Source organism: Sphingomonas sp. R86521, assembly GCF_042466235.1.
GTDB lineage: Bacteria > Pseudomonadota > Alphaproteobacteria > Sphingomonadales > Sphingomonadaceae > Sphingomonas.
Genome location: NZ_JAXHBY010000001.1, coordinates 885073 through 906932, shown reverse-complemented (window position 1 = coordinate 906932; position 21860 = coordinate 885073). Strand labels below are relative to the sequence as shown.

Here is a 21860-nt window from a genome sequence, read left to right as displayed (position 1 = left end):
CCGGGAGAGCGACGATGATCCGACATTGCCATCACAGCCTGCGCCGTCCCGTCCGGTCGCTGCTCGCGGGCAGTGTCGCGCTCGTTTCGCTGGTAGCCGCACCCGCGCTGGCCGCGCCGCTCGCGAGCCTCGATCGCAACGGCAGCGTGGTGTCGATCGAGCCCTATGCGCCAAACATCGTCCGCGTGACGATCGCGCTCGATCGCGCGCTGGCCGATGCCCCGCCCGGAGATGGCCCCAACGCCAAGCCCGATGCCACCGGCTGGACGCATCGCAGCGATATCGGCGGCGACGTATTCGCCTCGGCCGCGTTGAGCCTGACCGTCGCGGCCCAGCCCTGGCCGAAGGCGCCGAGCCAGATGGAGCGGTATTTCGTGCCGTCGCTGCCCCCCGTCTCGCTGTCGATCAAGGCGCGCGACGGTCGCGAGATTGCGCGGATGACCGGCTGGGAACTCGCACCGCACACCGTCAACGGCGAGAAGACGTTCCGCGTCGGCGCCAGTTTCGCGGTGCAGCCGGACGAGCATTATTACGGGCTTGGCCAGAACCAGGAGGGTATGCTCGACCTCAAGGGCCGCACGATCGACTGCCGCCACAATTACGACGCGCCCGCGGGCGAGACCGTCTGCGTACCGTTCATGGTCACCAACAAGGGCTATGGCATCGTCTGGGACAATCCGTCCGCGACCATCGTCTCGCCGGGCCTGCACAATGCGACGCACTGGCAGTCGAACGTCGGCGAACGCGTCTCGTTCTTCGTCATCACCGGCGACACCACCGACGATATCTATTCGGGCTATGCCAGGCTGACGGGGGCTACCCCGCTGCCCCCAAAGGCGGCGTTCGGGCTGATCCAGTCCAAGGCGCGGTACGAAACGCAGGCCGAGCTGCTCGCCGTCGCACAGGGCTATCGCAAGCGCGGGTTGCCGCTCGACGTGATGGTGCTCGACTGGTTCTACTGGTCGCGGATGGGGCAGCTGGACATCGACCACAGCTATTTCCCCGATCCCAAGGCGATGAACGCCGTGCTGAAGTCGATGGGGATGCATTCGATCATCAGCGTGTGGCCACGCTTCGAACGCGAATCGCGCTATTACGACATGCTAGGCGCGAAGGGCTGGCTGCTCCACGACAAGGACGGCAGTGTCGTCGACGGCCTGCCGATCCGATCCGACCGCGCGGGCGCGCTGCTCGATTCGACCAATCCCGACGCGCGTGCCTGGTACTGGGACCGGCTGCGCGACAATATCGCCAGCCAGGGCTTCGACTGGTTCTGGCTCGACGAGACCGAGCCCGACCTGGTTCCGGACGGCCATTTCTTCTCGATCGGCTCGGGCGATCGCTACCACAACCTGTACCCGCTAGTGCACACGACCGGGGTCGCGGAAGGGTCGGCGCGCGACCGCCCCGATTTTCGCAACCTGATCCTGTCGCGCGCCGCCTATCTCGGCACGCAGCGCAACGGTGCGCTGTTCTGGTCGTCGGACGTCCAGTCGACCTGGGAGGCGCTGCGCCGTCAGGTCCCGGCGGGCCTTGGCTTCACCGCGACCGGCATGGCGTATTGGAGCAGCGACACCGGCGGCTGGCAGTGGCCGAACGGGCCGAAGGCGGTGCATCCGGTGTTGATCGATCCGGCCGGCGCGACCGCGATGGCGCCGAGCTATGCCGACTATCCCGAACTGTTCACGCGTTGGTTCGCATACAACAGCTTCACGCCGACGCTGCGGATCCACGGCCAGCGCCCGGGAACGGCGATTTGGGAGTATGGCGCTGCCGCCGAACCCGTGCTGACGAAGTTCCTCAAACTGCGCTACGCTTTAACCCCGTACATCTATTCGCTCGGGCGCCAGACCTATGAGACCGGGCGGCCGTTCATGCGCGCGCTGTTCATGGACTTCCCCAACGACCCGAAGGTCGCCGAGATGGGCGACGAATACATGTTCGGCCCGGCCTTCCTGGTGGCGCCGGTCGTCGAACAGGGCGCGACCAGCCGCAAGGTATATCTGCCCGCTGGCGCCGACTGGTATGACTATTGGACGGACAAGCACTTCACTGGCGGCCAAACGATCGACGTCGCCGCCCCGATCGACCAGATCCCGCTGTTCGTCCGCGCCGGATCGATCGTGCCGATCGGCGTGCAGGTCCCGAGCACGGCTACCCGCCAGCCCCTGGAGAGCATCCGCGTCTATCCCGGCCGCAGCACCAGCTTCGCGCTGTACGACGATGACGGTGTCACCAATGCCTACACGCGAGGCGGCGGGACGACGGCGACGCTGCGCTGGGATGACGGCGCCAAACGGCTCAGCAGTTCCGCCGCGCTCCCGACCCGGCAGGATCCCGGCAAGCTGATGCACCTGGTCACGGCTCGGTAGCGGCGCTGCACGGGTACGCAGGGACTGTCGGTGGCTCGCGGATATTCGCCGAGGGTCGACGTGCGACCTTCCGCCGGTCGCGCAACGATGCTCTAATCATCCGATGATCATCACCCGTGTACCCACGCTGCTCATCGTGTTCGCCGCGTTCTCGGCGGCGCCGCTCGGCGCGCAATCGACGTTCGACCAGGTCGATCCGATGATCGGCACAGGGGGCGAGGGCCACACCTTTCCCGGCGCCGTCGCCCCGTTCGGCATGGTGCAGCTCAGCCCCGACACCGATACCGACCACGTCATCCGCGACAGCTACAAATGGGCGGCGGGATACCGCTATTCCGATCCGACGATCGAAGGCTTTTCCAGCACGCACTTCTCGGGCGCGGGGCATTCCGATCTTGGCGATTTCCTGGTGATGCCGGTGTCGGGCAATGTCGTCCCGCTCGAACCCGGCGATGCAGCCAAGCCCCGGTCGGGATACCGCTCGCGCTTCAGTCACGCGAGCGAGGTCGCCGCGCCCGGGTACTACGCCGTCACGCTGGACGATCCCGGCGTTCGCGCCGAGATGACCGCGGGGACGCGCATCGGCGTGCATCGCTATACCTTCGCAGCCGGCAAGGCGGCGCATCTGGTGCTGGATATGCGATCGTCGCTGTACAATTATCCGGGCAAGGTGTTGTGGTCGTCGCTCCGGTTGATGCCGGACGGCACGCTGGTCGGCGGCCGCGAGACGCGCGGCTGGGCGCCGGATCGGAAACTCTATTTTGCGATGCGCTTCTCGATGCCGCTCGCCGGGCACGCGTTCGTCAGCACCGAGAAGGATGTCGTCTATCGCGGGTTCCAGGGTCCGGGACGCGGCACCGACGAGGTCGCCGAACGATCGGGACGCGCGCTGGTCGCACGGCTCGATTTCGGCACGCTTGCCCGGCCGCTCGAGGTGACGGTCGCGATCTCGTCGGTCGACGAAGCCGGTGCGGTCGCCAACCTCGCCAGCGAACCCGGCAATTTCGACGCCGTCCGCACCCGGACCACCGCGGCATGGCGCAGCGCGCTGGATGTGCTCAAGCTGCGCGGCGCACCCGCGATGCAGAAGAGCGTCGCCACAGCGCTGTACCACAGCCTGCTTGCGCCTTCGGTCGCGGGCGATGCCGATGGCCGGTATCGCGGGCCGGACAATCAGGTGCACCAGGCGACCGGCTACGTGTTCCGATCGACCTTCTCGCTATGGGATACGTTCCGCGCCGAGCACCCGCTGCTGACCCTGGTCCAGCCCGCCAGCACCACGACCGACGTCGTGCGATCGCTGGTCGCGAGCCGCGAGGACAGCCCCGACGGCATCCTGCCGGTATGGCAGTTCCAAGGGCGCGAGACCTGGACGATGATCGGCTATCACGCCGCGCCGGTGATCGCCGATGCCTATCTGAAGGGGATCCGCGGGTTCGATGCCAACGCCGCGCTCGACGCAATGATCGCGAGCGCGACCTACGCGCCGTACGGGGGCCTCGGCGACTATATGAAGTTCGGTTACGTCCCGATCGACCGCGAACCCGAAGCGGCGTCGAAGACGGTCGAATATGCCTATGACGACTGGACGATCGCCCGGATGGCGAAGGCGATGGGGCGCAACGACGTTGCCGCGACGTTCGAGAAACGCGCGCGCAACTGGCGGAACAGCTTCGATGCGAAGACCGGCTTCGTCCGCGCACGCAAGGCGGACGGCAGCTTCCGCACCCCGTTCGATCCGACCGCGATCAATTACGGATCCGACTATACCGAGGGCAACGCGTGGCAATATAGCTGGTTCGTACCCCAGGACCAGGCGGCGCTGACCACCGCGCTGGGGGGCGATGCGGCCACCGTCGCCAAGCTCGACTCGATGTTCGACTACGACAATTCGAAACTGGACTATAGTCACGCCGAGGACATCGCCGGGCTGATCGGCCAGTACATCCATGGCAACGAGCCGAGCCATCATGTCGCGTATCTCTACAATTATGCCGGCGCGCCGTGGCGCACCCAGTCCCGGCTGAAACAGATCGTCGAGAGCCAATATCATCCGACACCGGACGGCCTGGCCGGCAACGACGACCTGGGCCAGATGTCGGCGTGGCTCGTCTTCACGGCGATGGGCTTCTACCCGGTGACGCCGGGCAGCCTGGAATATGTCATCGGCCGGCCGTTCCTCGACCGCGCGGACCTGACGCTGCCCAACGGCAAGCATCTGGTCATCGTCGCGGACCGGCTCGACGACCGCCATCCGTATGTCGGATCGGTCAGCCTGAACGGCAGCGCCGTCACGAACGGGTATCTGCGTCACGACCAGATCATGGCCGGCGGCGAGTTGCGGTTCGCCATGCAGGCGGCGCCGAACAAGACCTGGGCTGCTCGACCGGCGGATCGACCGTTTTCGAGCAGCGAGCGGCGATAGGTCTCAATCCGGGAGTTCGGCCGCAAAGTCCGGGACGCCGCGAGCGCGGCATTCCGCCATCACGTCCCTTCAGCAAGGGGATGAAGCACATGGCGTTCCGTATCCAGGGTCTCGATCCGCACCAGTTCAGCCATCTGGTCGGGCTCTCCGACACGGCGCTGACCGAGTATGGCGCCAGGCGCTGCGTGGTCGACGCCAAACCCGGCTTTCCCGACCGCATCGAGGTCCGCGATCTCGACATCGGCGAGACCGCGATCCTGCTCAATTTCGAGCACCAGCCTGCGGATACGCCGTATCGGTCGCGGCATGCGATCTTCGTCCGTGAAGGCGCGGCGCACGCGCTGGACGTGGTCGACATCGTGCCCGAGGTGCTGCGTATCCGGACGATCTCGCTGCGCGCGTTCGATGCCGAGGGCACGATGATCGACGCAGATCTCGCGAAGGGTACCGCGCTCGTACCGCTAATCGCGCGGCTGTTCGACAATGCCGACACGGCGTATTTGCACGCCCATTATGCCAAGCGCGGCTGCTACGCGGCACGCATCGTCCGATCGTGATGCGCGGCGTAGCAATCGACGCTAACGCGTGTACGCTCTGGCAGGTCAAGACCAACGCCGGTTAGCGTTCCGCATTCGGCGGCGCATGATGCCTGCTCGAAAAGGAAATTCCGATGCCGGCCCTGGACGGAAAAGTCGCGCTCGTGATCGGTGGCGCCCGCGGCATCGGCGCCGCCGTCAGCCGCAGGATGGTCGCCGACGGCGCGGCAGTTGCGATCGTCTATCTCAGCCGGTCGGAAGACGCCGAGGCCCTTGCCGGCACGCTGACGGTAGCCGGCGGCTCGGTCCTCGCCATCCAGGCCGACGTCAGCGATGCGGCCGCGCTTGCGGATGCGATGGACCGGGCGTTCGCGCATTTCGGCCGGCTCGACGTCCTGGTCTGCGTCGCGGGCACGGCGATCGTCGGGCCACTCGACGCCTACGCCGACGATGCGTTCGATCGGATCTTCGCGTTGAACGTGCGTGCGCCGTTCGACGCCGCGAGGAAGGCCGCGACGATGATGGTCGACGGGGGGCGGATCATCACGATCGGCAGCATCGTCGCGGATCGCATGCCGGGCGCCGGCGGCACGCTGTACGCGGCCAGCAAGTCGGCGCTGGGTGGCTTGACCCGCGGACTGGCGCGCGACCTTGGCGAACGCGGGATCACCGCCAACCTGATCCAGCCCGGCCCGATCGACACCGAACGCAATCCCGCGGATGGCCCCAACGCCGAGGCGAACCGCTCGCCGCTCGCGATCAAGCGGCACGGGACGCCGGACGAAGTGGCCGCGCTGGTCGCCTATCTCGCGTCATCCGAAGCCGCGTTCGTCACCGGTGCGGTCTATAATATCGACGGTGGCTGGAGCGCCTGATCGTCGCGGCTTGGCGGAAAGCGCATCGACAGCTTACGGGTAGCAGCCTGTAACAGTTGCCGAACGGACCAGGATGCCCCTTACGATCTTCAGACCCATCCTGGCCGGCGCGCTCCTTCCCGAACGGCTGCTCGGCTGTCTCGGCGCCGTCGCCTGCATCGCGCTGACGATGGTGGTTTGCGGGCAGTTCCTGCCGGTGTCCGACATGCCCGTCATCGTCGCGCCGCTGGGCGCGTCGGCGGTGCTGATCTTCGCGGTGCCGTCGAGCCCGCTGGCACAACCCTGGTCGGTGATCGGCGGCAACACGATCTCCGCGCTGGTGGGCGTCGCGGCCTATCATGCGATCCCCGACCTCTTCGTCGCGGCCGGCGTTGCGGTGGGCGGCGCCATCCTCGTGATGTCGCTGCTCCGCTGCCTGCACCCGCCCGGTGGCGCCGCCGCACTGACCGCGGTGATCGGGAGCGCGGGCATCCACGCGGCCGGCTATGCGTTCGCGCTGGCGCCCGTCGCGATCAACTCGGTCGCCCTCGTCCTGCTCGCGATACTGTTCCACCGCGCGACCGGGCGATCCTATCCGCACCGTGCCGCGCTGGCGCCGGCCGCGATCGCAGCGGAACGGACCGCCGCCGGGTTCCATCCCGACGATATCGACGCCGCGCTGGCCGACATGCACGAAAGCTTCGATATCAGCCGCGAGGATCTCGAGGTGCTACTCTCCCGGGCCGAGTTGCACGCCCGCGCACGCGGTACCGGCGGGCCCGCCTGACCAGGTCCTGTGGCCCTTCGGCGCGCAATGTGGTGAAAGGCGCGGATGAGAGCATTCGACGACCTTTCGGAACGCGAGATCCTCGCGCTGGCAATCGCCAACGAGGAGGAGGACGGGCGCATCTATGCGGATTATGCCGAGCATCTGCGCGAGCATTATCCCGATAGCGCACGGCTTTTCGACGATATGGCCGCGGAGGAGGATGAGCATCGTCGCACGCTTATCGACCTGTATGTCGAGCGGTTCGGGCGGCATATCGCCTATATCACGCGACGGGATGTGCGCGGCGCGCCGGCGCCCGCATCGCCGCGCACCACCATGCTGAAGGGCATCGACGCGGTGCGCGCCGAGACCACGCGGATGGAGCGCAACGCCAGCCGCTTCTACCGCGAGGCCGCCGATCGCAGCACCGACGCACCGATCCGCAAGCTGCTGGGCGACCTCACCTCGGCCGAGCTCGACCATCTGCGCACCGCCGGCGAGATCGAGGCGGAGCGGCTGCCCGGCGACCGCCGTGCCCGCGAGGACGAGGAGGCGCATCGCCGGTTCGTGCTGCAGATCGTCCAGCCCGGACTGGTCGGGCTGATGGACGGATCGGTCTCGACGCTGGCGCCGGTATTTGCAGCGGCATTCGCGACGCACCTGCCGTGGAACGCGTTCCTGGTCGGGATGGCGGCGAGCATCGGCGCGGGGATCAGCATGGGCTTCGCGGAGGCGCTGGCGGACGACGGCAAGCTGTCGGGACGCGGCGCGCCGCTGTTGCGCGGGCTGGTCTGCGGCGCGATGACAACGGCGGGGGGCATCGGCCATACGCTGCCGTTCCTGATCGCCGATTTCTGGACCGCGATCGTCGTTGCCGCGGTCGTGGTGGTCGTCGAGTTGAGCGCGATCGCCTGGATTCAGTACCGCTACATGGATACGCCGCCGCTGTCGGCGGCGGCGAAGGTTATGCTGGGCGGTGCGCTGGTGCTCGCCGCGGGGATCCTGATCGGGAGCGGCTAACCAGGGAAGGTCACAGGCCGATCGCGAGCCGGAGCGTAATCGTCCGCGGGCGCACCGGCACGGTCTGCGTCGTGCTGTCGAGCGTGAACGGATTGCCGAAGCCGAAGCTGTTGCCGCGGCTGTCGAGCAGGTTGGTGACGTCGATCGACCAGCGCCGCGTCCCCGCCTCGATCGAGGCACCGGTGTCGACCGTCGCGTAATGGCCCGCCGGGCGATCGAGCAGCGGATCGAAGCTCAACCGCGTGCGGCCGATATAACGGGTCGCGGCATAGACCTGCGCGGGCCGGCCGCGGACATCGAAACTACGCGACGCCGCCAGCCGTAGGGAGAGGTCGGGCACCACTGGCAACCGGCGATCGTCGTCGACCGGCGTCGTGGCCCCCGAGGTCAGGCGGATCGAGTTCAGGCGGGCGCGCTGCAGCGTGGTGCCGAAGTCGATCGTGACCGGCGCAAGGTCGAGCCGACCGCCGAATTCCACACCGTAATTGGTCGCGTTGCCGGCATCGACGGTGCCCAGCAGGCCGTCGGCGCCGACGGTATCGCTGCGCAAATGCTCCCATGTCGACCCAAAGATCGCGCCGTTCAGGGCAAGACGGTCGCCGGCAGCGCGAATCCGCCATCCCAGTTCGAGGCTCTGCAGTTCATCGCCGGGAATCCGGCGATCGCCGACCGGCGCCGCGCGGCTGACTCCCGCGGGGCGGACCGCGCTCGCATAGCGCAACCAGACCAGGCCGAGGTCGTCACGGTGCCAGCTGAGCGTACCGCTGGGCGTCACCCCCAGGCGATACGCCCGCTCGCGGTCGGGACCCTGTTGCTCGAGATGGCTGGTGGTCGAGAAGGCGCGCAGCCCGAGCTTGAAGTCGAGCCGTTCGCTCAGCCGCTGGGTGCCCTCGGCGAACAGCGCGGCGTCGGTGACGTCCTCCTCGTCCTGGCGCGCGGCGATGGCGGCGCTGCCGACCGAGGCGAACCGACCATCGAGCCGGCTGGTCGAATGCAGGATCGTCGCGCCGACGATCCACGGATGGCGCGCGGTCTGGTCGCTGACCCGGATTTCCTGCGACAGCAACTGCGCCGAGCGGTCCTCGATATAGGCGAGCGGCGCCGGAACCCCGCGCGCCGGCGCGAGCACGCTCGCGTCATAGGTGCTGCCGAATTGCTGGTCGACGAACGCCGTCGTCGCCTGCGCGTTGAGCCTGCCGATCGGTCCCTCGACGGTCAGCGTCGCGGACACGAAGTCGTTGTCCTGCGGCTCGGCGATCCGGGTCGCGCGCGACAGGCCGCTGGTTGCATATTGGCTGTCGCGCGCGTCGATCCACTGCGCGACACCGCCCAGCGTCGCATGCCAGTCGCCGACTTCCCAGCGCAGCGCGGCGCGGCCGCCGGTCCGGTGTATCCGGTTGACGTCGCGGCGGCCGCGCCCGGTGTCGTCGATCCAGCCGGGCATCGTCTCGCTCCAGGTCGAGGCGCGCAGGCCCAGCGTTCCCGGCACGATGGGCACGTTGACGATTCCCTCGACCGCACCGCCCAGCGCGCCGTTGGTGATGCCGGTACCCTCGATTGCCGCGCTGCCGGTGAAGCGATCGAGATCGGGCGCGACCGTGACGATGCGGACGACGCCGCCCAGCGCACCGGTGCCGTACAGCGTGCCCTGCGGCCCGCGCAGCACCTCGACCCGGTCGATATCGACCAGCCGCAGGTCGGGATCGGGCGCGGCATAGCCGATCCGCGCGTCGTCGAGATACAGGCTGACCAGCGACTGGCTGGTGCCGTTGAACGCGCTGTCGGCGACGCCGCGCAGGAAGATGCGGTCGCGGCCCGGCCCGAGATTGGTCGAGAACGCGCCATCGGTGGTCGCCATCACGTCGACCAGCCCGCGCCGCCCCGCCAGTCGGTCGAGCACCGGCCCGCCGGCGACGCTGATCGAGGCGGGCAGGTCGGAGAGGCGTTCGTCGCGCTTGCTGGCGGTGACGATGATGTCGCCAACGGCGAGGTCCGGCATCGTCGGGACACGGCGGAAGAGCGACCGCCGGGGCTTCTGCGGAACCGGCTCGATCCGCCAGGTGGTCGCGTCGATCCTGACCGCGTGCAGCTGGCTGTGCTGGAGCATCTGTCGCAACGCATCGCCGACGCCGCGCGCGCGGTCGATCTGCCGGATACGCAGATCGGGGAGCGCACCCGCCATCCCGATCGAAATGCCACTTTGCCGCGCGAGCGAATCAAGCGCCGATCGCAGCGTGCCGGCGGGGATCGTCAGCCGCGGCCGTGCCTGCTCAGCGTGGGCCGTCTCAGCGTGGGCGGGCGTCCAGGTGCACCACGCCGCCGACGTTACGAGCGCGTATCGGCAGCACCGCGCGAAGCTGATCGACGAGCCGCGATCCATCACCAATCGTCAATACCCCGGAGAAACGCAGATCCGCCGCCGACGGATCGACCATCAGCGGGGCGTCGGCATACCGCGATATGTCGGCGGCAACCAGCGTCAGCGGCGCGCCGTCGTAATCGAGCCGTCCGTCGGTCCAGTCCGACACGCGCGCCGGATCGACCGTGCGCCGTTCGGCGATCTGCTTCGACGGTGTGATATCCAGGCTTTGTCCGGCGTGCAGCGTCGTCGTGTCCGCCGCCGACCCGCCGACCGGGGTGACGCCGACCGCGCCCTCCGCAACCGTGACTGCGACGCGGCCCTGCGCGCTGACGACATCGAACCGCGTGCCGATATCGCGGACTTCATAGCCGCCGGCGCGCACCATCAGCAGCCGTGACGGATCGTGGCGCACCGCAAAACTCGCCGCGCCGTCGGCGATCTCGATCACCGGGCTGGTCCCGCCGCTGACCGAGACGCGCGATCCCCGGTCGATCTGCATGTGGCTGCCATCGGCGAGGGTGACCGCGCGCGTTTCACTGCGCCCGGTGGTGTAGAGTTGCTCCGCGGTTTCGGCCGAAGGCACCGCGAGCAGCACCGCGAGCCCCGCCGCCAGTGCGCCGCCGGTGCCGAGCGCGGCCCAACGCCAGCGGCCGGATCGTGCCGGGATTGCCATCTCGGAGACCGTATCGTCGTTCGCCGGCATCGCCGCGGCAATCGCGGGCGCGGCCTCGCCGATCTCGGCGTCGAGCAGCGCAATCCGGTCATAGGCCGAGCGATGCGAGGGGTTGGCATCGAGCCAGGCGCCGAACGACTCCCAGTCCATATCAAGCGAATCGAGCCGCGCATGCCAGGAGGCCGCGTCGTCGATCGCGATGCGTGCGTCACTCATGCTGCCCTCCTTTCCCTGCTCGGTTGATATCCGCCCGATGCATAGACGCCGCCACGGTCGGCGCACCGCAGTTGCTTGTGCCGATCAATCATCGAGCGCCTTTCTAAGGTGCCGGAGCGCGACCGCGACGTGCTTTTCGACGGCACTGCGCGATATGCCCAGTTCGGCGGCGATCTCGGCATGCGAGGCGCCGTCGATCCGATGCCGCCGGAATACGCGCATCGCGCCTTCGGGTGGGCCCGACAGCACCGCGGCCAGCCGCGCGATGCGCTCGCGCCCGACGACCGCATCGAACGCCGAGGGTGCGTCGTCGACCGCCTCTCCGCCGGCGACGGAGGTCGTCACCTCGACATAGCCGGCGTCGCGCCGCTGCCGGCGCCCGCCTGCGCGGACCCGGTCGAGCACAATGTTCATGCCGACGCGGTGCAGATAGGCGAGCGGGTTGGCGATCGGACCCGGCGCAGGCTCGGCGACGTGCAACCAGATCTCCTGGACGACATCCTCGGCCTCCGCGACGCTGCCGGTTCGTCCGGTGAAGAACCGGACGAGCTGCGCGCGGTTGGCCGCGAGCACCGCGGACAGGCCGGCGGGCGGTATCGTATCGGCGTCGGCTACGTCACGGCTCCGCGGTTCAAGTGCAGCGCCTTGGCCGCTTGGGCATAATGCCCTTGTGCGAACGGTAAGTCGCCCCTGAAATCTATCGCGTCAGGCGGCGCGCCGATCGGCGGGACGCAGCGGCCAGATCAGGATCAGCACGACGATCGCGACCGCCAGCACGCCCGAGGCATTCGGGCGGCTGAACGCCAAGCCGCCATGATCGAGCGGCTTGTCGAGGAAATCGCCGACCGCGGCACCGAGCGGCCGGGTCAGGATGAACGCGGCCCAGAACAGCAGCACGCGGTCGACCGCGGTCCACAAATACAGCGCGGCTATGATCGCCAGCATCGCCCCGAACACGATCGCGGCGCCGCCATAACCGAGCCCGCCGGTATCCGCGGTCCAGTCCCCGAGCGCGGTGCCCAGGGTCTGTGAGAAGGTGATCGTGATCCAGTAGAACAGTTCCGCGCGCGGCTCGTGCACGGTCGCGACCGACACCGATCCCAGCACGCGGTGCCACAGCAGCAGCGACGCCGCGACGCACGCCAGCAGGATCAGCGATCCGCCCGGATAGCCGATCCCGAGCGACCGCGTCGCGAAGTCGGCCATCGTCGTGCCCGCCGTGGTCGATGCGATGATCGTCGCCCAATAGAGGAACGGGCGATAGCGCGATGCCGCGACCTGCCGCCATACCAGCACCACGAGGATCGCGGCGAAGATCGCGGTGCCGACGAGATAACCGAGGTTCATCGACATGCTGACGGTGTCGCCCGCGGTCTCGCCGAGCGTGGTCGCCAGGATCTTGATGATCCAGAACACCAGAGTGACCGCCGGAACCTTCGACAGCATCGCGCGGTCTCGTTCGCTCACCGGGTCGATCGTCCCAGCAAGCCGCAGAGGCGGACGATCAGGACTGCGAGACACAGCAGCGCGCAGGCGGGGATGGCGAGATAGAAGCTCGGACAGGCCAGCGCGGACCGGTCCCCTGCCCGGCACCGTCGGCCGTCGCCGCTGAAATCGCAGGCCTTGGGCTCGCCCGGCTCTACCGTCGGGTGCGGATCGGCGAGCACGGCGGCGGGGATGGCAAAGGCGATCGCGGTCATCGGCATGATCCTTCTCTCCTCGTGGCGGCACCGCTGGCATAGAGCGCGAGCAGTGCGTCGAAATGGTCGTCCATGGTGCGGACCTTGGGGAAGTGTGGCGCGATCGGACGCGCCCGGGCGACCGCCAGGATCGCGTCCGCGGCACTCTGCGCGTCGCCCGAGCGATAGGTCACGCCACCGCCACCGCGCGCGAGGTCGGCGGCACCGCCGCGATCGGGCGCGATCAGCGGGCGGCCGGAGGCGATCGCCTCTGCCGCGACGAAGCAGAAGGTCTCAGCCTCGCAGCCGTGGATCACCGCGTCGGCGCTCGCCATCATCCGCGCCAGTGCGGCGCGATCGGTGGTAGGCTCGATCAGGCGGACATGCGGATTGCCGTCGATCGCCTCGACCACCGGGCGCTGGCGCGATCCGCCGCCGACGATCACCAGCCCGACCGGCACCTGCGCACCCGCCAGCGTCGCGGCCTGCGCGACCATCGGCCAGCGCTTCTCGGGCGCGTGGCGTCCCACCCCGATCAGCAGCAGCGCATCTTCGGGCAGGTCGCACAGCGCGAGCATCGCGCGCCGCGCCTCGGCATCGCGCAGGCTCGGCGAGAATTGCCCGGGTTCGACCCCCATCGGATCCGTGACGACTTTCCGCAGGCCGCCATCGCGCAGCCGCTGGGTCAGGCTGTCGCTGGCGCTCACCACCACGTCGAAGCGCTGGTCGAGCCGGCGCAGGTGACGCCAATACCAGTCGAACGCGCGGTCGATCGTCCGCGTCGACGCCACCCCCTCGAACCAGCGATAGGCATAGGCCGACAGCGGATCGGCATGCGCGACCAGCGACAGTCGCGCGCTGCTGCGGCGTTCGCCGCGCCAGTCTGCCACCATCGACGCGCTCCGCCACGGCGACGACACCTCGATCAGGTCGGCGTCCTCCTCGTCGAGCACCGCATGCAGCGCGGAGCGGTCGGCGAAATAGCGATACGAGCGATCGAGCGGAAACCGCGGCGACCGCACCCAGCGGATCTTCGCATGCGGGCCGCGACGTTCCTCGCCGTCATGCTCGCCGGGCGCGACGACGACGACCTCGTGGCCGCGCTCGGCAAACGCGATCAGCTTGCGATCGACATAGGTGCGCACCCCGCCGCCGCTGGGCGTGTAGAAGGCGCAGACATCGACGATCTTCATGATGCGCGCCCCCCCTCGGGCAGCAGATCGGCATAGCGCCCGACGGTGCGCCGTGCCGACAGCGATCGGATGGTCCGGTCGATAGACTTCATCAGCGACTCCTTGGTGACGTCGCCGGGATGCACCGCGACCCGAAGCGTCGGCAGCCAGTCGGGCAGCGCGCGGGCGGCGGCGGCGACCGCTAGCGAGCTGGCAGTCCGCGCGGTCGACCGGCTGGCCCAAGTCACCACCGGCCCCTTGGCGACGACCGCGCCGCTGGCGGGTTGCCAGACCCGGAAATGATCCTCGGCGAGCGCGAAATCGCAGGCCTTCAACGCTTGGTGGGCGCCGGCACCATAGAGCCAGGCGGGGGCGATGAAGCCCGCGACCGGACGCTCGATCGCATCCTCGACCAGATCACGCCCGCGCCGCATGCGGTCTTCGGCTTCGTCCGCGCTGAGCCCCAGGAACTCGCCCTCGCCCGCGGTCATGTAGCGTGCCTTGATCGCCGCGGCGGCGCCGGCATGCGCGCTGGTATCGCGGTGGAACCAGCCGTGCAGGAACATCTCGACGCCGGCATCGGCCCAGCCGCGCAGCCGCCGGGCGAACGCCGGCGCGCGATCCAGCGGCGCCGCGCCCCAGTGATCGGGTACCACCAGCATTGCGAACCGCGGCCCGCCCAGGATCGCGCCGATGGTCTCCGCCAGTCGCTCGATCGGATCGGCAAACGCCGGCGAGACATCGTGGATCGACACGATAAGGCGCCGGTCGGGCAGGCGCCGGACGGGCGGCGCCTGCGATGCGCGGTCGTTGGAATCTGTCATGTATCGTCCCGAAAGCCGCATGCCCCTGCATGCCTCGGTGACGGCACTGCGGGGGCCGATCCGCAGTCCGGGCGAATTTTTTCTTCGCCGTCCGCGCCCGGGCTGCGGATGCCGCGGCGCGGCGGCGTCGAAGGGCCATGACAAAATCGGGTTCGTTTGCTGCCGCGACCCTGCGGCACCATCTCTACCGGACGATGGCAAGGATCGGCGCCGCATGAGCGACGCGCTGAACCGGACCATGCCGTCCGCCGTCGCGCTCCCGCTGAAGCCAATGGCGATCCACAAGGGTCTGGTCGCCCGCTGGCTGACGCCGTTGCTGTCCGCCGCGATCCTGATTGCCGCGCTGTGGCAGCTGCGCCACCTGGACGTCCGTGGCGTGATCGCGATGGTGCCGCGGTCGCCGCTGTTCTGGCTGGTGTTCGCCGCCGGCTATCTGGCGATGCCCGCGAGCGAGTGGGTGATCTATCGCCGGTTGTGGAGCCTGCCCGGCAAGGGCTTCCTCGCGCTACTGCGCAAGCGGATCAGCAACGAGATCGTCGCGGGCTATTCGGGCGAACTCTATTTCTATGCCTGGGCGCGACGCCACGCGACGATGGTCGGCACGCCGTTCGGGGCGATCAAGGACGTTTCGATCCTGTCCGCGGTGGTCGCCAATGTCTGCACGCTGGCGCTTGCCGCCTTGAGCTGGCGCGCGCTGGTCGCCCTGAACCTAGGTACCGATGCCCGGGTGATGATCCTGTCGGCCGCCAGCATCGCGCTGCCGTCGCTGGTCGCGCTGGGCCTGCGCAAGCGGCTCTTCAGCCTGCCGCGCGCCGAGCTCGGCCGGATTGCGGTGATCCATCTGCTGCGGATCGTCGCGACCACGGTGCTCGCCGCCGCGCTGTGGGCGGTGACGCTGCCCGCTGCGCCGCTCGCCTGGTGGCTGGTGCTCGCGACGCTCAGGATGCTGGTGTCGCGCCTGCCGCTGATCCCCAACAAGGATATCGTCTTCGCCGGTCTGGTCGCCTTCACTGTCGGGCAATCGTCGCAGGTGACGGCGTTGCTGACGATGATCGCCGCGCTCTGGCTGATCACCCATCTGCTGCTCGGTGCGATCCTGGCCGCCGTCGAAATCCTCCATCCGGAGCGTACGCAGTGATCCTGCCCCTGATCGGCATGCTTGCCGCCACCCTGCCCTCCACGCCGACGCTCGGGACCGAAGCGGCGCGGTGTCGACCGCACGAGACCGGACCCGCGATCGTCGTGACGGTCGCCGGCCTGAAGGACCGGGTCGGCCGCGTGCGGGCGGAAATCTATCCAGCGGTCGAGGGCGATTTCCTTGCCGATGACAACGTCCTGATCGCGCAAGGCAAGACCTTCCGCCGCGCGGTGATCGCGGTACCGTCGTCCGGCGCGACGCAATTGTGCCTGCGCGTGCCCGGCGAGGGCGCCTATGCGCTCAGCGTCGTCCACAGCCGTACCGGCGGCCATGGTTTCAGCCTGCTCCACGACGGCATCGGCTTTGCCGGCAATCCGCGGCTCGGCCACTCGAAGCCCGACGTCGCGCAGGCGCGCATCGTCGCGCATGCCGGCCTGACCGCGACGACGGTGGTCATGAACTATCGCAGCGGACTGTTTTCGTTCGCACCCCTCAAGCACTGATCCGGCCAGGCGTCGAAAGAGCGCCCGCAGCGTCAGTTACAGGTGCGGTTCGTGCTGCACCGCGGCGTCTGCACAGATATCCCGGTAACAGGAGCGCGGACGGTGTCGGTACGGATCGGAAATGTCGGGCTTTGCGCGATCGCGCTGGTTGCCTGTGCGGCGCCTGCGATCGCCAGCGATCCCCAGCGGACGGTGTCGGTGCTGACCTACAATGTCCACGGCCTGCCCTGGCCGGTCGCCGAGGATCGCTCGGTGTCGCTATCCGCGATCGCGGCGCAGTTCCGCGCGATGCGGGCCGCACACCGCCAGCCCGATATCGTTGCGTTGCAGGAAGCGTTCGTGCCCGATGCCAAGGCGATCGGGATCGCGGCAGGGTATCGCTACATCGCGTTCGGCGCCCCCGCCGAGGCCGCCGCGGACGCCACCACCGCGAACGACCGGCGCTTCGTGGCCGAGGGCAGCATGTTCCGCGGCGAGCGCGTCGGCAAGCATGTCGGGAGCGGTCTGGCGATCTTTTCCGACTACCCGATCCTGGCGGTCCGCCGGGTCAGCTATCCGGTCTGCGCGGGCTATGACTGCCTCGCCAACAAGGGCGCGATGGCGGCCCTGATCGCGATCCCCGGCGTGGCCCGGCCGGTCACCGTGATCAATACGCACCTGAACTCCAACGGCGCGACCGGGGTGTCGCAACCGCGCGCGCTCTATGCCTATCGGCGGCAGATCGACCTGCTCAGCAGCTTCATCGGATCAGTCGCGCGGCCCGAGACCAGCATCCTGGTGGCTGGCGATTTCAACGTCGGAAAGGACATCGCACGCCGCCGCTATTTCGCCGAGCACATGTTCGGTGGCCCGGTCGCGCTGACCGGCGGATCGCTGCAATGCCGGATGTCGCGAGCCTGCCTGGTCAGCCAGCCCGCCGATATCGCGATATCGACCGGCCGCGCCAAGGACTGGCTGATGTACCACGCCTCGAACGCGCTCTCGATCCGCCCGCTCGGCCTCAGCGCCCCGTTCGGCCGCGATGCCGCGAACGCGATGCTGTCGGATCATATCGGCGTCATGCTCACCTATGCGCTGGGCAACGTCGGCATTCGAGCCAAACCGTTGCTCGCCCTCGCGGCCCGCTGATCTGCAGCAGCCTTTGGTCATCCATCCAGTGCACTGGCCGTCATCCGGCTAGGCGCTCCGCCAGGAAGTCGACGAACGCTCGGACTCTAGCGGGAGTCTGGGTGCCACCGACGAACACCGCGTGGATCAGTTCGACGTCGCCGGGATTATAGTCCTCCAGGATCGGTACCAGCCGTCCGGCGGCGATGTCGTCGACCACGCTGAACGCGCCGACGCGCGCGATGCCGACGCCGGCGGCGGCGAGCTGGCCGAGTGTGTCGCCGTTGTTGGCTTCGACATTCCCCTTCACCTGCAACACGGTGTCCTGACCGCCGCGGCGGAACGGCCAGATCGGTTCGGCACGGCGAAAGTTGAAGTTGAGGCAATTGTGAGCGTGGAGGTCCTCGGGAACCGCCGGAATACCGTGGCGCGCGAGATAGTCCGGGGCGGCGACGATCACGCGGCCGCTCTCGCCGAGCTTGCGCGCGGTCAGCAGGCTGTCGGCGAGCGCGCCGAACCGGATCGCGACGTCCGCCTGCCCGGCGGCGATATCGACGATGCCGTCGCTCAGCGCGATGTCGATCAGGATGTGCGGGTAGAGCGCGGCGAACGCGCCGAGCAGCGGCACGACGCACAATCGCCCATGCGACAGCGCCGCGCTGATCCGCAACCGGCCGCGCGGCGCGCCCTGGTCGGCAATTTGCCGTTCGGCATCGTCGAGGTCGGCAAGGATACGACGCGCGGTCTGCAGATAGGCCTGCCCCTCCGCCGTCGGCGCCAGCGCCCGCGTCGACCGCAACAGCAGGCGCACGCCGAGCCGCGCCTCGATCCGATCGATCGACCGAGCGACTGCGGACGGCGTCAGGCCCAGCATGCGCCCGGCGGCGGAAAAACTGCCCTCGCGCATCACCGCCGCGAAGATCTCCAGCGACCTGGCACGATCGGCGCCCATCGCCACCTTTGCGTCCATATCAAAAGTCCTTGGCGGCACCGCCTGGTTATCGGCGCTGCCGATATGGACCATCTATGCTTCAGGACAGCAGTTAGGAAGCGCGCATGGACTATCGGCAACTGGGATCGTCGGGACTGCGCGTTCCGGCGTTGAGCTTCGGCACCGCGACCTTCGGCGGCACGGGCCCGTTGTTCGGCGCCTGGGGCCGGAGCGACGAGACCGAGGCACGACGGCTGGTCGACGTCTGCCTCGAGGCGGGCGTCACGATGTTCGATACCGCCGACGTCTATTCCAACGGCGCCTCCGAAGCGGTGCTGGGCGCGGCGATCAAGGGTAGGCGGGATGCCGTGCTGATCTCGACCAAGACCGGGTTGCCGATGGGCGACGGGCCGCAGGACTGGGGCGCGTCGCGGGCGCGGCTGATCGGCGCGGTCGAGGCGTCGTTGCGCCGGCTCGGGACCGATCATGTCGATCTGCTCCAGCTTCATGCGTTCGATGCATTCACGCCAGCTGAAGAGGTGATGGGGACGCTCGACACGCTGATCGTCGCGGGGAAGGTGCGCTATGCCGGGGTCTCGAACTATCCCGGCTGGCAGCTGATGAAGGCGCAGGGCATCGCCGATCGCAATGGCTGGCCGCGGCTGGTCGCGCACCAGGTCTATTATTCGCTGATCGGCCGCGCCTATGAGGCCGACCTGATGCCGCTCGGCGCCGACCAGGGCGTCGGCGCATTGGTGTGGAGCCCGCTCGGCTGGGGTCGACTGACCGGCAGGATCGGACGCGACCGCCCAATCCCTGCGGGCAGCCGGCTGCACGATACCGAACAGTTCGCGCCGCCGGTCGAGGCCGAGCAGCTGTACCGCGTGATCGATGCGCTGGAAGCCGTCGCGGCCGAGACGCGCAAGAGCGTGCCACAGGTCGCGATCAACTGGCTGCTGCGCCGGCCGACGGTCGCATCGGTGATCATCGGGGCACGCAACGAGGCGCAGTTGCGTGACAATCTGGGCGCGGTCGGCTGGGCTTTGTCGCCCGAACAGGTTGCGGTACTCGATGCAGCCAGCGCAATACTGCCACCCTACCCCCATACCCCGTATCACCAGCAGGAGGGCTTTGCCCGCCTGAACCCGCCGTTGGTCTGAGGACGCCCATGTTGAAATTCAATCCAGGCCTGCTGGCGCTCGCGATCGGCGCGTTCGGTATCGGCGTCACCGAATTCGCACCGATGGGGCTGTTGCCCGTCATCGCCAGCGATCTCGGCGTATCGATCCCGAGCGCGGGGCTGCTGATCAGCGCATATGCGCTTGGCGTCGTGATCGGTGCGCCGCTGATGACGCTGACGACCGGACGCGTTCCCCGGCGGATGCTGCTGATCCTGCTGGCCGGCATCTTCACCGCGGGCAACGTGCTGGCGGCGTTGTCGGGCAGTTACGGCATGTTGCTCGCCGCGCGCGTCCTGACCTCGTTCAATCACGGCGCCTTCTTCGGGGTCGGCTCGGTCGTCGCCGCCAGCCTGGTCCCGGCCGAACGCCGCGCGGGTGCGGTGGCGGCGATGTTCATGGGGCTGACGATCGCCAATGTCGTCGGAGTACCGCTTGCGACCTGGGCGGGCGAGCATCTCGGCTGGCGGGCTTCGTTCTGGGGCGTTTCCGCGCTCGGCGTCGCGACGATGGTCGCGCTCAGGCTGACCCTGCCGCCGCTGCCGGCGCCGACGGACAGCAATGCTATGGCGGAGTTGCGGGTGCTTACGCGTGGCCCGGTGCTCGGCGCGCTCGGCCTGACCGCGGTCGGGGCGAGCGCGATGTTCACCGTGTTCACCTACATCACGCCGATCCTGCGCGAGGCGACGCATGCCTCGCTCGGCTTCGTGACCGCGATGCTGGTGACCTATGGAGTCGGGCTGACCGTGGGCAACTGGCTGGGCGGCCGCTATGCCGATCGCTCGGTCGACCGCACGCTGATCGTCACGCTGACGCTGCTCGCGGTGATCCTGGTCGCGTTCGCGGCGCTGATGCCGTTCAAAGTGCCGACCGCGATCCTGGTCTTCCTGTGGGGCGTCGCCAGCTTCGCCCTGATCCCGCCGCTCCAGGTTCGCGTCATGCATGCGGCCGCGGACGCGCCCAACCTGGCGTCGGCGATGAATATCGGGGCGTTCAACCTGGGCAATGCGATCGGTGCCGCGCTGGGCGGCGGGGTGATCGCGGCTGGCCTGGGCTATCCCGCCGTGGCGCTGGCGGGTGCTGGGGCCTCGGTACTGGGCCTGGTCGCGGTCATCGTCAGCGTCCGCAGCCAGTCCAGGCGCGATGGCACAGAGACGCCGATCGGCGAACGAGTCGCAGGCAAAACGGCCTAGCGCACGACGCACCGGGTGATGCGTAAGCTGGGACAAGGCAGAATGGAATGCAGCGCTGGCACCAACTGTTCCGACGGTCACGTACCTTGGCTTTCGTTCAATTCGGTAATTTCAACCGCGTATTCGCCCAGCCGCTTTGCCGAACGGCCTGGACCGCGGCGGCTCTCCACGGGTCGCACCCTGTGCTAAGGGCACTGCCTTCAAGCAGCGGACGTCGACCAACAGAGGCGGGAGCGACGATACGACGACGGGGTACGGGTTCAGTTCGGCCGTGCTTGTAAACAGTTGCCGCATCGCCAGAAGCCACGGATTCGTAAACGTCAGGTCGCCAACGCCGGTACGATCAACGGTACCATCAACTTCGGCTCGACGAGCACGGCGAGTATGCCATGCGACTGCTTCATCGGTCGCGGCGGCGCGGCGAATGGTGACGTTCGCATGGGCGGCGGCGATGTCCGCGGCACCTATATCGCGCAATCGTCGGCGGTGTTGCCGGCGCAACCGGGACGTTTTCGGCTTCGAAACCTTCCGGTATCGAACCAGCGTCAATGCGTAGGGCACGAACGCGCCGCGTGCGAACTTCGAAGCTGTGGGCTAAGAGGTTGCGAGCGGCACGGGTTCGCGTCGACCAGCCCGGTGCGGCCACCGTACCGTTGAGCTTCTCGGGCACCGGAACGATCGACTTGGCCACCAATGTCGCCGTGGCCGACTAGCCGTTGATTGATGCCTCGACACTAGCTAGCCGCAATGGTCTGGTCTGGTAGACCATGTTCGCGTCAACGCCCGCACGAGCGCCAGCCGCGGAACGTCGACATCCGGCGGGGTGGCCAGCGAAAACTTAGCTCGTGCTCGGCACCGGCACCCCCACGTCCAACGTTAAGAATTCGGCCACGATCAGCGGCGGCGCC

The 21860-nt window shown here is 68.4% G+C and carries 19 protein-coding genes; 11 read left to right on the top strand and 8 right to left on the bottom strand.

What is annotated here, in order from left to right; genetic code table 11:
• Positions 1-14: 14 nt before the first annotated feature.
• The 6 genes from SJY20_RS04305 to mbfA all read left to right on the top strand — a co-directional run bounded on the left by SJY20_RS04305 (position 15) and on the right by mbfA (position 7976).
• Positions 15-2372, top strand: a complete 2358-nt coding sequence (locus SJY20_RS04305; protein WP_380785367.1) for a TIM-barrel domain-containing protein — start codon at positions 15-17, stop codon at positions 2370-2372.
• 103 nt (positions 2373-2475) lie between these two features.
• Complete coding sequence (locus SJY20_RS04300) at positions 2476-4797, top strand: GH92 family glycosyl hydrolase (RefSeq protein ID WP_380785366.1); 2322 nt, start codon at positions 2476-2478, stop codon at positions 4795-4797.
• 89 nt (positions 4798-4886) lie between these two features.
• The gene (locus SJY20_RS04295; RefSeq protein WP_380785365.1) at positions 4887-5354 is read left to right on the top strand and encodes a DUF1203 domain-containing protein; all 468 of its coding nucleotides are present in this window, start codon (positions 4887-4889) and stop codon (positions 5352-5354) included.
• A 113-nt stretch (positions 5355-5467) separates the two neighbouring features.
• The gene (locus SJY20_RS04290) at positions 5468-6208 is read left to right on the top strand and encodes an SDR family oxidoreductase (protein WP_380785364.1); all 741 of its coding nucleotides are present in this window, start codon (positions 5468-5470) and stop codon (positions 6206-6208) included.
• A gap of 73 nt (positions 6209-6281) precedes the next feature.
• The gene (locus SJY20_RS04285; protein ID WP_380785363.1) at positions 6282-6974 is read left to right on the top strand and encodes an HPP family protein; all 693 of its coding nucleotides are present in this window, start codon (positions 6282-6284) and stop codon (positions 6972-6974) included.
• Between the two features lie 45 nt (positions 6975-7019).
• Positions 7020-7976, top strand: a complete 957-nt coding sequence (gene mbfA, locus SJY20_RS04280; RefSeq protein WP_380785361.1) for an iron exporter MbfA — start codon at positions 7020-7022, stop codon at positions 7974-7976.
• 10 nt (positions 7977-7986) lie between these two features.
• On the opposite strand, the gene SJY20_RS04275 is transcribed toward mbfA, so the two are convergent.
• The 7 genes from SJY20_RS04275 to SJY20_RS04245 all read right to left on the bottom strand — a co-directional run bounded on the left by SJY20_RS04275 (position 7987) and on the right by SJY20_RS04245 (position 14902).
• The gene (locus tag SJY20_RS04275; RefSeq protein ID WP_380785360.1) at positions 7987-10356 is read right to left on the bottom strand and encodes a TonB-dependent receptor; all 2370 of its coding nucleotides are present in this window, start codon (positions 10354-10356) and stop codon (positions 7987-7989) included.
• Entirely contained in the window at positions 10262-11227 is a 966-nt protein-coding gene (locus SJY20_RS04270) for a FecR family protein (protein ID WP_380785359.1), read from the bottom strand. The genes SJY20_RS04275 and SJY20_RS04270 overlap by 95 nt, the downstream gene beginning before the upstream one ends.
• An 84-nt stretch (positions 11228-11311) precedes the next feature.
• Entirely contained in the window at positions 11312-11800 is a 489-nt protein-coding gene (locus SJY20_RS04265; RefSeq protein ID WP_380785358.1) for an RNA polymerase sigma factor, read from the bottom strand.
• A 132-nt stretch (positions 11801-11932) separates the two neighbouring features.
• Positions 11933-12673, bottom strand: a complete 741-nt coding sequence (locus tag SJY20_RS04260) for a hypothetical protein (protein ID WP_380788554.1) — start codon at positions 12671-12673, stop codon at positions 11933-11935.
• Between the two features lie 17 nt (positions 12674-12690).
• Complete coding sequence (locus tag SJY20_RS04255) at positions 12691-12933, bottom strand: hypothetical protein (RefSeq protein WP_380785357.1); 243 nt, start codon at positions 12931-12933, stop codon at positions 12691-12693.
• Complete coding sequence (locus tag SJY20_RS04250) at positions 12924-14099, bottom strand: glycosyltransferase (protein WP_380785356.1); 1176 nt, start codon at positions 14097-14099, stop codon at positions 12924-12926. The genes SJY20_RS04255 and SJY20_RS04250 overlap by 10 nt, the downstream gene beginning before the upstream one ends.
• Entirely contained in the window at positions 14096-14902 is an 807-nt protein-coding gene (locus SJY20_RS04245; protein ID WP_380785355.1) for a DUF2334 domain-containing protein, read from the bottom strand. Before SJY20_RS04245 ends, SJY20_RS04250 begins: the two co-directional genes overlap by 4 nt.
• Before the next feature lie 214 nt (positions 14903-15116).
• Between SJY20_RS04245 and SJY20_RS04240 the strand changes: the two genes are divergently transcribed.
• The 3 genes from SJY20_RS04240 (at position 15117) to SJY20_RS04230 (ending at position 17671) form a co-directional block, all read left to right on the top strand.
• Positions 15117-16040, top strand: a complete 924-nt coding sequence (locus SJY20_RS04240) for a hypothetical protein (RefSeq protein WP_380785354.1) — start codon at positions 15117-15119, stop codon at positions 16038-16040.
• Positions 16037-16543, top strand: coding sequence for a DUF2141 domain-containing protein (locus SJY20_RS04235; RefSeq protein WP_380785353.1), 507 nt, complete (start codon positions 16037-16039; stop codon positions 16541-16543). The genes SJY20_RS04240 and SJY20_RS04235 overlap by 4 nt, the downstream gene beginning before the upstream one ends.
• A gap of 102 nt (positions 16544-16645) precedes the next feature.
• Complete coding sequence (locus tag SJY20_RS04230; RefSeq protein WP_380785352.1) at positions 16646-17671, top strand: endonuclease/exonuclease/phosphatase family protein; 1026 nt, start codon at positions 16646-16648, stop codon at positions 17669-17671.
• A 40-nt stretch (positions 17672-17711) separates the two neighbouring features.
• Here SJY20_RS04230 and SJY20_RS04225 read toward each other — a convergent pair whose 3' ends face one another.
• Complete coding sequence (locus SJY20_RS04225; protein ID WP_380785351.1) at positions 17712-18620, bottom strand: LysR family transcriptional regulator; 909 nt, start codon at positions 18618-18620, stop codon at positions 17712-17714.
• 86 nt (positions 18621-18706) lie between these two features.
• On the opposite strand from SJY20_RS04225, the gene SJY20_RS04220 reads away from it, so the two are divergent.
• Entirely contained in the window at positions 18707-19741 is a 1035-nt protein-coding gene (locus SJY20_RS04220; RefSeq protein WP_380785350.1) for an aldo/keto reductase, read from the top strand.
• Between the two features lie 11 nt (positions 19742-19752).
• Positions 19753-20952 carry an MFS transporter gene (locus tag SJY20_RS04215; RefSeq protein ID WP_380788552.1) on the top strand — a complete coding sequence of 400 codons (1200 nt, stop codon included), beginning with the start codon at positions 19753-19755 and terminating at the stop codon, positions 20950-20952.
• Positions 20953-21860: the final 908 nt, after the last annotated feature.